Source organism: Streptomyces sp. NEAU-174 (assembly GCF_052665095.1).
Window position 1 is genome coordinate 508,506 of the sequence record NZ_JBQTCE010000002.1, and the last position, 13,426, is coordinate 521,931.

At 72.6% G+C, this 13,426-nt stretch carries 12 protein-coding genes; 3 read left to right on the top strand and 9 right to left on the bottom strand.

Translation table 11 applies throughout. From position 1 onward, the window contains the following. Positions 1–62 precede the first annotated feature (62 nt). Positions 63–818 carry a GNAT family N-acetyltransferase gene (locus tag ACT2CW_RS06975; RefSeq protein WP_164428311.1) on the top strand — a complete coding sequence of 252 codons (756 nt, stop codon included), beginning with the start codon at positions 63–65 and terminating at the stop codon, positions 816–818. Beyond that, entirely contained in the window at positions 815–1,672 is an 858-nt protein-coding gene (locus tag ACT2CW_RS06980; RefSeq protein WP_445515926.1) for a lysophospholipid acyltransferase family protein, read from the top strand. The genes ACT2CW_RS06975 and ACT2CW_RS06980 overlap by 4 nt, the downstream gene beginning before the upstream one ends. 178 nt (positions 1,673–1,850) lie before the next feature. Here the strand turns inward: ACT2CW_RS06980 and paaK are convergent, their stop codons facing one another. Continuing rightward, positions 1,851–3,158 carry a phenylacetate--CoA ligase PaaK gene (gene paaK / locus ACT2CW_RS06985; RefSeq protein WP_445515927.1) on the bottom strand — a complete coding sequence of 436 codons (1,308 nt, stop codon included), beginning with the start codon at positions 3,156–3,158 and terminating at the stop codon, positions 1,851–1,853. A 243-nt stretch (positions 3,159–3,401) separates the two neighbouring features. Here paaK and ACT2CW_RS06990 point away from each other — a divergent pair, with 243 nt between their 5' ends. Then, on the top strand, positions 3,402–3,941 hold the full coding sequence (locus tag ACT2CW_RS06990; RefSeq protein WP_445515928.1) for a hypothetical protein: 540 nt from the start codon (positions 3,402–3,404) through the stop codon (positions 3,939–3,941). Between the two features lie 489 nt (positions 3,942–4,430). Here ACT2CW_RS06990 and ACT2CW_RS06995 read toward each other — a convergent pair whose 3' ends face one another. From ACT2CW_RS06995 to ACT2CW_RS07030, 8 genes are all read right to left on the bottom strand, one after another. After that, positions 4,431–5,207: a sugar phosphate isomerase/epimerase family protein gene (locus tag ACT2CW_RS06995; RefSeq protein WP_445515929.1), complete on the bottom strand. Its 777-nt coding sequence runs from the start codon at positions 5,205–5,207 to the stop codon at positions 4,431–4,433. Beyond that, positions 5,204–7,159: a DUF2264 domain-containing protein gene (locus tag ACT2CW_RS07000; protein ID WP_445515930.1), complete on the bottom strand. Its 1,956-nt coding sequence runs from the start codon at positions 7,157–7,159 to the stop codon at positions 5,204–5,206. The genes ACT2CW_RS06995 and ACT2CW_RS07000 overlap by 4 nt, the downstream gene beginning before the upstream one ends. Positions 7,160–7,234: 75 nt before the next feature. Then, positions 7,235–8,215, bottom strand: coding sequence for a hydroxyacid dehydrogenase (locus ACT2CW_RS07005; RefSeq protein ID WP_445516223.1), 981 nt, complete (start codon positions 8,213–8,215; stop codon positions 7,235–7,237). 47 nt (positions 8,216–8,262) lie between these two features. Next, on the bottom strand, positions 8,263–9,174 hold the full coding sequence (locus ACT2CW_RS07010; RefSeq protein WP_164428299.1) for a carbohydrate ABC transporter permease: 912 nt from the start codon (positions 9,172–9,174) through the stop codon (positions 8,263–8,265). Beyond that, the gene (locus tag ACT2CW_RS07015) at positions 9,174–10,133 is read right to left on the bottom strand and encodes a carbohydrate ABC transporter permease (protein WP_086885743.1); all 960 of its coding nucleotides are present in this window, start codon (positions 10,131–10,133) and stop codon (positions 9,174–9,176) included. Before ACT2CW_RS07015 ends, ACT2CW_RS07010 begins: the two co-directional genes overlap by 1 nt. A gap of 67 nt (positions 10,134–10,200) precedes the next feature. Further along, positions 10,201–11,520: an ABC transporter substrate-binding protein gene (locus ACT2CW_RS07020; RefSeq protein WP_233361470.1), complete on the bottom strand. Its 1,320-nt coding sequence runs from the start codon at positions 11,518–11,520 to the stop codon at positions 10,201–10,203. Positions 11,521–11,651: 131 nt separating this feature from the next. Further along, entirely contained in the window at positions 11,652–12,734 is a 1,083-nt protein-coding gene (locus ACT2CW_RS07025) for a LacI family DNA-binding transcriptional regulator (protein ID WP_445515931.1), read from the bottom strand. A gap of 100 nt (positions 12,735–12,834) precedes the next feature. Continuing rightward, positions 12,835–13,386 carry a sigma-70 family RNA polymerase sigma factor gene (locus ACT2CW_RS07030; RefSeq protein ID WP_445515932.1) on the bottom strand — a complete coding sequence of 184 codons (552 nt, stop codon included), beginning with the start codon at positions 13,384–13,386 and terminating at the stop codon, positions 12,835–12,837. Between the last annotated feature and the right edge of the window lie 40 nt (positions 13,387–13,426).

A 13,426-nucleotide genomic window follows, 5' to 3' on the forward strand; every position in this document is an offset into this window, starting at 1 on the left:
GCGTTTCTTCCGCTCTTCCCCAGTCCCCACCGCTCCTGACTTCCCTCGAACGGAGAACAGGAATGCCCGTGCTCACGACGTCCACGACGGCGCCCACCAGCTCGTACGTCACCTCGATCGCCCACACCCGGGAGCAGATCCACGCCGCGCAGCGGCTGCGCTACCAGGTGTTCGGCGAGGAGAGGGGCGGCCGGCTGGACGCGGCGGTCGACGGCCGAGACGTGGACGAGTTCGACGAGGTCATGGACCACCTGATCGTCACGGACACGGCGACGGACACCGTGGTCGGCACCTACCGGCTGCTTCCCCCGGGGCGCAGTGAGCGGCTCTACTCGGACACCGAGTTCAATCTGCGCGGGCTTCCGGCCGAGGTCCGCTCGTCCATGGTCGAGGCCGGCCGCGCCTGTGTGCACGCCGACCACCGCTCGGGCGCCGTGATCAACCTGATGTGGGCCGGTCTGGCCCGCTACGTACTGCTGTCCGGCCATCGCTATCTCGCGGGCTGCGCCTCGGTGCCGCTGGCCGAGGGCGAGCAGGCCGCCGCCAACGCCTGGCTGCTCGGCACCACCAAGCACGCCGCCCCGCCGGAGATGCGGGTCCACCCGCTCGACCCCTGGATACCCTCGCGGCCGCTGGACGGCGAGCCCGGCTACGCCGATCTGCCGCCGCTGCTGCGCGGGTACCTGCGCGTCGGCGCCTGGATGTGCGGCTCGCCGCAGCACGACCGGGCCTTCAACGACGCCGACTTCTTCGTGCTGCTGGACACCGAGCGGATGAACGACCGCTACCGCCGCTACTTCCTGGGTGAATCCCAGTGACCGTCCCGGCCGCGACGAGTCTGCCCGCACACGCCTGGGCGGCCTGGTCGCCGTGCACCACCGGCTGTGTCGCCCACGCCGCCGACCGCGTCCCGGCGACGCGGGTCGCCCGGCGGGCGACGGTCTTCGGCCGGGCGGTGCTGGGCGCGCTGGCCTCCGGCCGGCGGATCGCCGAGCCCGAGACGCTGCGGGCGCGGGCGGCGACACTGCTGGACTCCCTCGGCGTCCGGCTGGAGGTGGCGGGCGACAGCGCGCTCAGCGCCCCGGGGACCACCGGCACGCTGATCGTGGCGAACCACATCTCCTGGCTGGACATCATCGCGCTGCTGTCGATGGAGCCCGTGGTCATGCTGGCCAAGCGGGAGATCGCGGGCTGGCCGCTGATCGGCCCGATGGTCACCCGCGCGGGGACCCTGTACATCGACCGCGACTCGCTGCGCGAACTCCCCGCGACCGTACGGGAGATGGCGGCCCGGCTGCGCGACGGCCAGTCGGTGATGGCCTTCCCGCAGGGCATCACCTGGTGTGCGGGCACCGGCGGCAGCTTCCGCCGGGCCACCTTCCAGGCCGCGCTGGACGCGGGCGCGCCGGTGCGCCCGGTGACCCTGGACTACGTCCAGCACGGCGCCCCGACCACGGTGGCCGCCTTCGTCGGCGAGGACGACTTCGGCCACTCGCTGCGCCGGGTGATCCGCGCCGACGGACTCACGGTGCGGGTGAATGTGCACCGGCCGCTGCGGCCGATGCGCGACGTCGACGACCGGCGCCGGGTCGCGGCGCAGGCGCAGGCGACCGTGTGCGGGGCGCGGCTGCCGCTGCATCACGAGGTCACCGCCCTCGGGTTGGCACGCTGAGCGACTGGCACGCCGAGAAGCCCTCGGGGTCACCGGCCGATCCCATGCGCCCCGGGTCCCGTCCTGTCCTGTCCACGGACGGCGCCCCGGGGCGGCTCGGGTTGGTCTCCGCTCGGGCCTGTATCCGCTCGGCCTGGCGTCGGCTCGGCCCTGGTGTCCGCTCAGCCCTCCGGTCCGCTCAGCCCTCCGTCCGCAGGTCCTTGACCCGGCGGATCTTGCCCACGGAGCGCTCCAGCGTCTCCGGGTCCACGACCTCCACCTCGACCGTGAGCCCCACCCCGTCCTTCACGGCCCGCGCGATCGCCGTGGCGGCGTCCGCGCGCCGCTCGGGGCCGACGCCGGGGCGTGCCTCGATCCGCACCGCCATATGGTCCATCCGGCCGCGCCGGGTCAGCTCGAGCTGGAAGTGCGGGGCCACCGACGGGACCCGCAGCACGATCTCCTCGATCTGGCTGGGGAAGACGTTCACCCCGCGCACGATGAGCATGTCGTCGCAGCGGCCGGTGATCTTCTGGATGCGCCGGAAGGCGGGGCGGGCGGTGCCGGGCAGCAGCCGGGTGAGATCCCGGGTGCGGTAACGGATGACGGGGAGCGCCTCCTTGGTGAGGGTGGTGAAGGTCAGCTCCCCCTCCTCGCCACCCGGCAACACCTCGTCGGTGAGCGGGTCCACGATCTCGGGGTAGAAGTGGTCCTCCCAGACGTGCAGCCCGTCCTTGGTCTCCACGCACTCCTGGGCCACCCCCGGGCCCACCACCTCCGAGAGCCCGTATATGTCCACCGCGTGGATGTCCATGCGCTCCTCTATCTCCCGGCGCATCTCCTCCGTCCAGGGCTCGGCGCCGAAGATGCCGACCTGGAGGGAGGTGGAGCGGGGGTCGACGCCCTGCCGCTCGAACTCGTCCAGGAGCGTCAGCAGATAGGACGGCGTGATCATGATGATCTCGGGCCTGAGGTCCTGGATGAGCCGCACCTGCCGGGCGGTCATCCCCCCGGAGGCGGGGATGACGGTGCAGCCGAGCCGCTCGGCGCCGTAGTGGGCGCCGAGGCCGCCGGTGAACAGGCCGTAGCCGTAGGAGATATGCACCTTGTGGCCGGGGCGGCCGCCGGCCGCGCGGATCGAGCGGGCGATCACCTCCGCCCACACCGCGAGGTCGTGGTCGGTGTAGCCGACGAGGGTGGGGCGGCCGGTGGTGCCGCTGGAGGCGTGCAGCCGCCGCACCTCGCTCTGCTCGACGGCGAACATCCCGAAGGGGTAGCTGTCGCGCAGATCGGCCTTGGTGGTGAACGGGAACCGGGCCAGGTCCTCCAGAGTGCGGCAGTCCTCGGGGCCGACCCCGGCCGCGCGGAACTTCTTGCGGTACAGCTCGACGTGGTCGTACGCATGGCGCAAGGTGGTGCGCAGCCGGGTGAGCTGAAGCGCCCTCAGCTCCTCTGGGCTCATCCGCTCGGCGTCGTCGAGCGGAGCCGCGCTCAGCGATTCCCCCATGGGCCGTCCACCACCTCCGGATGCCGACCGAACATTCGGTTACCGTTCGGGCGCGGTCCAGTAATCCAGCATCCGACCTGGCTGTCAAGGGTCCGGGCACCTTGTGCGCGCCCGGCCCGGCGTGGGGAACGGCGCGGCCCGGCGCGAGGCCGGTGAACGATCGGCGTCCTCCATCCGTACCCGTACCCGTAGCCGCGAGGGGCGCAGCCGCACCCCGGATCCGACGATGCGAGAGGGCCTTTCATGTACGACGACGCCGCCGACGCCGCCGCCGACGCTCCGCACCCGGTCCGGGCCGCCGACCGCGCCCCGCGCCGCCAGGGTCCGCGCGCGGTGGCGGTCGCGGCGGCGGTGGGCGCGCTGCTCGCCCTCGCGGGATGCGGCGGCGGGGGCGGGGACGGTAAGGCGGACGCCAAGGCGGAGGCCGGAGGGAACGCCACCCGGCCGAGCGCGAGCGCCAGCCCCACGCCCAAGGCCGCGCGGGTGGAGCAACTCGCCTCGGCCGCCGGCTGCAAACCCGAGTTCACCACCAAGGTGGACGACTACCGCCAGGCCGTCTGCAAGAACTCCAGGGGCAAGTTCCTCTTCCTCGACTTCGTCACCGCGAAGAACCAGCGCGACTGGCTGGAGACGGCCCAGATGTACGGCGGCGTCTATCTGGTCGGCAACCGCTGGGTGCTGTCGTCCTCGCCCCGGAAGAACATGGAGGAGTTCCGGGAGAAGTTCGGCGGCACCATCGAGGAGGACACCTCCTACGGCGGCGCCTCCCGCACCCCCCAGTGACCACCTGCCCATCGATCGACGCCGAGCCGTAATGCGCAGCCCGCGGGTCTTTCCCCTCCCCGCCCCTTCCCGCGGCATGCATGTGCGGCTCCGCCGCGTGGCAGGGACTCCGCCCCTGGACCCCGGCCCCACCACGCGGCGGAGCCGCATATCAATCCCGCGGGAAAGGGCGGGCCCCCGGGTCCAGGCCTGAGGCGAAGCCCCGTCCGGGGCCTGGAGCGGAACCCCCGTCCAGGGCCTGGAGCTAAGCCCCGTCCGGGCTCTGGCCCGGAACCCCTCCGGGGCCTGGGGCGAAGCCCCCGTCCGGGCCCGAGGCGAAACCCCCTCCGGGGCCTGGAGCGGAACGCCCTCCGGGGCCTGGGGCGCACACCCGGTCTGGGGGCTGGACCGGAACCCCGGCCCAGGGCCTGGGGCGGAGCCCCGTTCGGGGTCTGGGGCGGAGCCCCAGTTGTGGGAAGGGGCGGGTAGGGGAACAGCTCGCCGTAGGCGCTAGACGGCGGCGAGGGCCCGCAGCGTGGCGGCCTCCCGGGGTAGCAGCCGCTCGTCGTCGTCCGGGACGAACTCCAGCAGGACATCGAGCGGCGGGCCGCCGCCCGACACCGCGGTGCGGTGCGTGAGCAGGCGCTCGAAGACGCTGCGCCACAGCGGGGCGCGGGCGGTCAGCGGTAGCCGGGTGGTCCCGGGCCACCAGGAGAACGCGTGCACCGCGGCGATCCGGTCCCCCAGCGCGTCCAGCCCCTTCAGCGCCTCCGCGTCGGGCATGTCGACGGGCGGCTGCCAGTAGGTGGCGACATCGGCGCGGTCCACCTCCTCCAGCAGCCGGAGGGTGTGGTCCGCGCCGTCGGTCAGGGTGTTGCGGTGGAACTCATAGGCGAGTTCGACCCCCGCGTCCGCGGCGAGCGCGGCGGCGCGCCGGGTGGCCTCGACCACCGCGCGGCGCCCCTCGGGCGGGGTCTCACCAGTGCCGGTGGCGCCCGCCCAGATCCGGATGCGCGGGGCGCCGAGCGCCACGGCGGAGCGGAGCACCGCGTCGAACTCCTCCGGGGCACTGTGCCCGGCGCGGTAGTAGGAGCCGTATGAGGCGACAGCGAGCCCGGCGTCCACGGTGGCGTCGCGGACCCGCCGGGCGGTGTCCTCGTCGCCGGGCGGCACATGGACGTCACCGCCCCATTCGACGCACTCCAGGCCCGCTCCGGCCACGGCGGCGATCACCCGGTCCGGGGCGAGCCGGCGCAGGGTCACCGAGCAGATGCCGAGCCGCGTCACGCCCCCACCTCCGTGACGGTGGGCGTGACGGAGGGGGCGTCGCCCGCGCCGAAGTCCACCACGAAGGCCCCGCCGTCCGCCGGCCGTACGGTGACCGCGAGCCCGTTCACCTCGGCGGTGGCGAGATCGGCGAGCGGGGCCGGGTCGCGCTCCCCGGTGAGCGAGGCCAGCGCGACGAAGAGGGTGCCGGAGGGGTCCTCGCCGACGGTGCCGGTGAGTTCGGGGACCAGGGCCCACGGCCCGTACGCGGTGCCCTGCGGCGCCCGGACCGCGGTGGCGGTCTGCCAGCCGTGCAGTCCGAGGAGCTGACCGGTCACCTCTCCCCCGTCCAGCCGTATCTCGGCGCCCTCCTCGGTCTCCGCGGGGGTGCCCGGGGGCAGGGCGACGGCCCAGCCGCTGTGGTGGATCCGGGTTCCGGCGGGGACGCCCACGGTGCGGTGGACACGCACTTCGAGCCGGCCGCGGACGAGGGTCAGGCTGTCGATGCGGATCGAGGGCACCTTGGGGCCGCCGTCGGGGAAGGCGGGGGTGTGGGAGGAGGCGAGCCAGTCGGGGCCCGCGGCCAGCGGGTGGATGCGCAGCCGGGCGGTGCGCACACCGCGCTCCTCGAGGGCGATGTGGTTGTCGGGGGTGTTGTCCGCGCTGGTGGGGCCGGTGCGGGTGGAGTAGGCGAGCCGGGCGTAGAGCGGATCGGCGGGCGCGTGCTCGGCCTCCCAGGGCCGGAGCTTGTAGCTGCCGTGGTTGTGCAGCCGCACCAGCCCGTCCCGGCCCGTGGTCTGGACGAGGAACCCGGCGGCGGGCAGCGCCAGCGCCCGGTCGGGACCCTCGGCGGGGGCGGCCTCCTCGGTCGCGGTCCACACCGGGTGGTCTGGCGGGAGCAGCAGGCCGAGGAACCCCTTGGAGGCCCAGTAGGGCGAGCCGGGCCCGGAGTAGCGCTGGAGGGTCGCGGCGTGCGGCCCGTACCAGCCCAGGCTCAGCACCCCGTCCCCGGTGAGCGCCCCGCGGTCCAGGAAGTGGCGCAGCGCTCCGCTGAGGAGGCGTCGGGTGGCGCCGGGGGCGAGGGGGGTGTGGCCGGTGAGGGCGCCCAGTGCCACCGAGGCCCCGGCGGCGAAGCGGTAGGTGAGGGAGCGTCCGTGGTGGATGGGGGCGCCGTCGGCGTCGAAGAGCAGCGAGAAGCCCTCGAGGAAGGTGCGCAGCCGGGGGCCGAGCCGGTCCAGGAGCTCCCCGTCGCCCGCGAGATGGGCGTGCAGCAGCGGGTACATGTGCAGCGCCCAGCCGTTGTAGTGGTCGAACGACCGCCCGTCGCCGTCGGAGTACCAGCCCTGGCCCTGGTACCAGCCCTCCAGCAGGCCGAGCCCCCGCTCGATGGCGCGGGCCGTCTCGGCGTCGCCGCGTCCGACGGCCTCGAGGAAACCGGCCACGGTGAGGGGGAAGAGGTACCAGTTGTTGGGTGAGGGCTGGTGGCGCAGCGCGCCGCGCAGCCACTCCTCGGTGCGGTCCTGGGCGTCGGGCGGCAGCGCCTCCCAGGTCCACGGCGCGGTCAGCCGCAGGCCGAGGGCCACGGACGCGGACTCCACCATGGGCTGGCCCTGGGCCCCGTGATGGCCGATCACCGGCCAGGACTCGGCGTCCCCGCGCCCGGGGGTGAGGGTGCCGCGGGCGATCCCCGCGGTGTAGCGCTCCAGGATGCCGTGCTGGTCCTTGCCCGAGGCCCCGGCGGCGCGGAAGGCGGCGAGGAGGAAGGTACGGGCGAACCCTTCGAGCCCGTCGGAGCGCACCCCGGACTGGGACGGCGGGCCGGGCAGGTCGATCAGGGCCTGGCCGGGGGTGGCGTAGCGGAGGGCGGCGTGCAGCATGCCGTCCGCGGCGGCCTCCCAGTGGGCGCGGGTGTAGCCGGTGTGGGGGCTGAGGGCGCGGTCGTCGGCGGGGAGGAGGAAGGGGAGCTCGGGCATGGCGGGGTGGGCCTCCTGGGGGTCGCGGGGCATGAGAGGGCGCGCGCACAGGTACAGGTGGGGTGGCGCGCCCCTTTATGCCGAGCGGTCGAGGATCTCCGGTCGTACGGGGTGGGCGAAGGGGCGGCCGGTGACGTAGTGCTCGATCTCGCCGATGGCGAGGTCGGCCAGCCGGCGCAGCTCACCGCTCTTGGATCCGGCGATGTGCGGGGTGATGAGCGCGTTGTCGCAGTCGTAGAGCGGGGAGGTGGCGGGCAGCAGCTCCGGCACGGTGACGTCGAGGACGGCGCGGATCCGCCCGGCCACCACCTCCTCGGTGAGCGCCTCCTGGTCCACCACCGCCCCGCGCGCGGTGTTGATGAGCGTGGCGCCGTCCGGCATGGCGGCCAGCAGCTCCCGGCTGACCAGGCCCTCGGTGGCGGGCAGCAGGGGGGTGTGGACGCTGATGACATCGCTGCCGGCGAAGAGCTCCCGCAACGGCACCGGGCGCGCCCCGAGTTCCTTCGCCTCCTGAGCGGTGACATACGGGTCGTAGAGCAGCAGGTCGAGGTCGTACGGGCGCAGCAGCTCGATCACCCGGCGGCCGATGGCGGAGGCGCTGAGGATGCCCACCGTCCGGCGGTAGTTGCCCGCGTCCGGATAGCGCTCGTTCCAGTCGATCGTGCGCCGCTCGGCGCGGTAGTCCCGGGCGATGTCCAGGACGCGCTTGTTGGACAGCAGGATCATGGCGACGGTGTACTCGGCGACGGGCAGGGCGTTGGCCGCGGCCGCCGAGGAGACCGCGATGCCGCGCTCCCAGCAGGCGTCGGTGATGTGGTGGCGCACGGTGCCCGCGGTGTGCACCACGGCGCGCAGCCGGGGCGCGGCGTCGAGCGTGCGGCGGTCCAGGGGCGGGCAGCCCCAGCCGGTGACCAGCAGTTCGGTGTCGGCGAGTGCGCGGCGGGCGGCCGGGGTGGTGAAGTCGTCGATGACGAGGCCGGGGTCGAGGTCGAGGAGGTCGATGAGCCGGTCCAGGCTCGCGGCCCCGAGCACCTGCCGGGCCGACCGCTCGGCCATGGCCAGGGCGGCGCGGGGGCGGCGGCGGGCGGAGAGGTGGCTTGCGGTCACTTGACGCTCCCTGCGGTCAGTCCGGACTTCCAGTAGCGCTGCAACAGGACGAACGCCACGATCAGCGGCACGACGGCGAGCAGTGAGCCGATGACCACGAGGGGGTAGTACTCGGGCGAGACGGTGGCGGCGCTGTTCCAGGTGTAGAGGCCGAGGCTGAGCGGATACAGGTGCTGGTCGGAGAGCATCACCATCGGAAGGAAGAAGTTGTTCCAGATGGCCGTGAGCTGAAAGAGGAAGACGGTCACGAATCCGGGCCCGAGCATCCGCAGGCTGACCCGTACATAGGTCTGGAGCTCGCCCGCGCCGTCGACCCGGGACGCCTCCAGCACCTCGTTGGGCACATAGCCGCTGCTGAGCAGGCGGGCGAGATAGACGCCGAAGGGGTTGAAGAGCACCGGGATGAAGACCGCCCAGAAGGTGTTGACCATCCCGATCTCGGAGGCCACCAGATAGAGCGGAAGGGCCAGCACGGTCGGCGGCACCATGACGCCGGTGAGGACGAGCCCGAAGAACTTCTCCTTGTGCCGGAACTCGTACTTGTCGAAGGCGTAGCCCGCGGCGACGCTGATGAGCGAGCCGACCAGGGCCCCGACGACCGCGTACAGCAGGCTGTTGACGTACCACTCGCCGTAGAGCCCGCCGTCCATGGAGAACAGATCGGAGAGGTTGCGGCCGAAGGAGAAGTCGCCGAGCGAGAAGATGTCGCTGCCGAAGAGGGCGTCGGCGTTCTTGGTGGACGCCAGCAGCAGCCACAGCGCGGGCAGCATGGTGTAGAGGGCGGCGATCAGGACCACGGCGTTGGCGATGCCGCGGCTGGTCAGCTTGGAGCCGCCGAAGGGCTTGCCGAGCGGCTTGGACGGTCCCCGGGAGGGGGTCACCGGGGTGGTGGGTGTGGTCGTGGTCATCACGCTCTCCGTTCCCGGCGGCCCGACCAGCGCGTCACGGCGTACGACAGGACGCAGGTGACGATCAGGAGGATGACGGAGGCCGCGGAGGCGAGTCCGTAGTTGTTGCGGCGGAAGGCCGCGTCGTAGATGTACATGTTCGGGGTGAAGCGGGAGTTGACCATCGGGGTGGCCTGGTTCATCAGCATGGGCTCGGTGAACAGCTGGAGCGCGCCGATCAGGGAGAACATGCACACCATCACCACCGAGCCCCTGATGATGGGCACCTTGACCTGGAGCGCGGTGCGGATGCCGCCGGCGCCGTCGATGGTCGCCGCCTCGATCACCTCGCGCGGCAGCGCCTGGAGCGCGGCGTAGAAGATGATCATGTTGTAGCCGAGGCCGCTCCACAGGGCGATGTTGACGATCGACGGGAGCACGGTGTGCAGGCCGAGGAAGTCGATGGTGATGTCGGCCTGGGCGAAGAGTTTGATGACCGGGCTGAGCCCCGGGGTGTAGAGGTACAGCCAGATGACGGCCGCGATGATGCCGGGGACGGCGTGCGGCAGGTAGAGCAGCATCTGCGAGGTCCGCCGCAGCCGGATGAGGCCCGAGTCGAGCAGCAGGGCGAGCGCGAGGGCGCTGACGACCACGGTGGGAACGAAGATCACGCAGTAGAGGGCGATGGTGCCGAACCCGGAGAGGAAGCTGGGGTCCTGCAACACCGCGAGATAGCTGCGCAGCCCGGTGAAGACGGTCTCCCCGCCGCCGAAGCCGAGCCCGCTGTGGTCCTCGCCGAAGAGGCTGAGGTAGATGGCGTAGCCGACGGGGACGAGGAAGACGGCGATGAGCAGCGCCGTGAAGGGGGTCAGCAGAACGGTGGCGGCGATCCGCTGCTGGCGCCGTCCGGTTCTGCGGGGCGGGTCGGCGGCGGCCGCCGGTGGCGGCGCCGTCCGTCTTGAGGACGTGACTGTGCTCACGGGGTACCTCGGCTCAGGCGTGGTGAGTACGGCTTGTGAAGGTGCGGGGTGAGGTGGCGGGGCGGGCTCAGCCGGTGGTGACCGACAGGCCGAGGCTCTTCAGGTCGGGCATGGTTCTGCTCTGGGCTTCGCGCAGGGCCTCCAGGACGGTGCCGCTGCCGACCCCGGCCCGGGCGAGCCCGTCGTCGCCCGAGGTGGTGGTCGACACCATCCGCGGCCCCCACTTCCAGCTGGAGGTGATCAACTCGGCCTGCTTCCCGAAGAGGCCGAAGATGTCCTGTCCGGAGAAGTAGCTGGTGTCCATCTCCTTTCGGGCGACCGGGACGAGGCTGGGCACGGACGGGAAGGCGCTGCTGACGCCACTGGCGAGCTTGGCCTTCAGCGCGTCGGGGCTGGTCACCATCCAGGAGATGAACTCCATGGCCTCCTTGGGGTGCCGGCTGTCCTTGGTGACCATGAAGGTCGAGCCGCCCTGGGTGCTCACCTTGGGCTTCGCCGGGTCCCACTGCGGCATCGGCGCGATGGCCCATTTGCCCTTGCCGTCGGGCGTGGACGCCATCATCGAGCCCGCGGCCCAGGCGCCCGCCAGATATCCGGCCGTCTCACCGCTGCGCAGATGGGCCCGCCACTGCTGGCTGGAGCCCGGTTCGACGCGCACCAGGTCCTCGTCCTTCAGCCGCTGCCAGTAGCCCGCGACCTTGCGGGTGGGGGCGTCGTCCATGGAGACGCGCCAGGTGTCGTGGGAGGTCTGGTACCACTGGGCCCCGGCCTGCCAGGCGTACCCGGCCATGTAGAGGGTGCCGCCGGTGGTGAAGAGGCTGGCGATCCGGGAGCGGGGCTGGGCCTTCTTGAGCTCGCGGGCCGAACTCTCGAACTCCGCCCAGGTCTTGGGGACGGGGATGTGGTTCTTGGTGAAGATGTCCTTGCGGTACAGGAAGACCATCGGCTCGATGTCCACCGGTACGGCGTAGGTGCGCCCGTCGAAGGTGGTGAGGTCCAGCGCCTGCGGCAGGATCTTGCGGCGTACCGAGTCGGGCAGCAGCTTGGAGATGTCCCGGGGCACGCCGTCGATGGTGAAGCTGGGCAGCTGGGGGTATTCGACGGTGGCGACATCGGGGGAGTTGCCCGCGCGGGCGGCGTTGCTGAGCTTGGCCCAGCCGCCCTGTTCGCCGGAGGGGACCTGCTGGAAGTTGACCTTGATGTCGGTGTGGGTGCGGTTGAACTCGTCGACGACCTCCTGGCTGCCGCGCAGCGCCGACCAGAAGGTCAGGCGCACGGGGCCGTCACCGGCGGTGTCGGAGCCGCGGCTGGTGGAGCAGCCCGCCAGGACGAGGACGAGCAGCGTGAGCAGTGCGGTGGTGCCCGCCGTAGCCCGGTGTCCGGGCATCGGGCGTCCTGGGCGTCTGTGGCCAGGCATGGACCCTCCCCTGATTCAACGGTGGAGTCAGGGGGAATCCTGATCGCTTGACTGAAATTCCGTCAATACATCGAACAGAGGAAACTGAATCGGTCAAACGCTCAGTGGAGCGAGGCGGTGGAGTCCCGGACCACCAGGTCGGGCAGCAGCTCCAGATGGCGGGCGGCACCGGCCCACCGCCCGGTCCGGGTCCGCTCCAGCTGACGGGTCAGCAGCTCCAGCGCCGCCTGCCCGACCTCCCCCTTGGGCGGGGCCACGGCCGTCAGCGCGATCTGCCCCATGTCGGCGACCACATCGTTGTAGGCCACCACCGAGCAGTCGCGCGGCACCTCGATGCCCGCCTCGCGCAGCCGCTGGACCAGCACCAGCGCGTCCATGTCGCCGTGGATCAGGGCGGCGGTGGCCCGGGCGCGGCGCACCGCGGCGGCCAGGTCGGCCTCCCGCTCGTCGCGCGGGCGGGGATCGGGCCCCGCGGTGCGCGAGCTGAGCATCACCGGGCACTCCTCGCCGATGCCGCGGGCGGCGGTCTGCGCGGCGAACTCCGACCGGATCACCCGTGCGGTGGGGCTGTCGTCGCGCGCCGCGAGCACGATGCGCCGGTGCCCCAGCGAGATGAGGTGCTCCAGCGCCAGATGCACCCCGTAGGCGTGGTCCGAACGCACACAGTCCAGCCCGTAGATCGCGCTGCCCCGGTGGGGCCTGCGCTCCACCAGCACCACGGGGACCTCCAAGCCGGCGATCCAGGCGTGGTCCGCCCGCGCCTCCGCCTCGGTGCGCCAGCGCGGGGCGAGCAGCAGCCCCCGCGCGCCCGCGTCCAGCGCCTGGCGGACCGCGCGCTCGGTCCCGCGCTCGTCCGCGGCGATGTGCAGCGCGAGCCGCAGCCCGGTCTTCTCGGCGGCCTCGCGCGCCGCCTGGACGGCCTCGGTGAGGTAGGTGTTGCGCTCCGGGACCACCATGCCGATGGTGTCGCCGGTGGCGGTGGACTCCTGGGCCATGGGCCGCAGCGAGCGCGCCACCCCGTGGCCGCGGCGCAGCTCGCCGCGCTGGGCCAGCTCCTCCACGTCCCGCCGTACGGTGACGACGGACACCGCCAGCTCATCCGCGAGATCGGTGATCCGGGCGCTGCCCCGGGCCTCCACCAGGGCCGCGATCCGTGCCTGCCGCTTCTGCGCCGGCTCCCGCATGTTCCCCACCTCCGACGCGATCGGCTTTGGTTTTCGTATCGAAACACCGCCATAGTAGCGATCATTCGATCAGAAAACAGTCGTCGGGTGGCCGGGGCGGTCAGCAGTCGGTGATCCCCCGCGCCCGCAGGGCCGTCCGCAGCGCCCGGGTCGCGTAGTACGTACGCGACTTGACGGTTCCGGGAGGCACCCCGAGTGCCCGGGCCGCCTGGCTCACACTGCGGTCCAGATAGTGCAGATGCAGCAGCACCTCCCGCTGCGGGGGCGCCAGGTCCGCCAGGGCGTCCCACACCACCCGGGCGGTGAGCGCCTGATCGACCGGGTCCGGCGCGGCCGGAACCGCCAGGTCGGCCTCACCGGCCGGCTCCATCCGCGGCTCCACCTGGTCCTGGTGGGCGTCGCCGACGAGATCGCCGACCAGATCGCCGACCACCGTGAACAGCCGATGGCGGGCGGAGGCGTCCATGGGGCCGATGTCCATCGGCCGCAGCCAGGCCCGGATCGCCACCTCCTGCACGATGTCCTGGGCCCGGTGCCAGTCCCCACCCAGCAGCCGGGCGGCCAGCCGGTGCAGCGCCGAACCGTGGCGCCGGTACAGCGTCGTCAAGAAGGCGTCGGCGTCGGTCATGACGGCCGCCGCGTTGAAGTCCATCGTCCCGTTCCCCCCGAGGCGAATGTGTGAATGGCGGGAG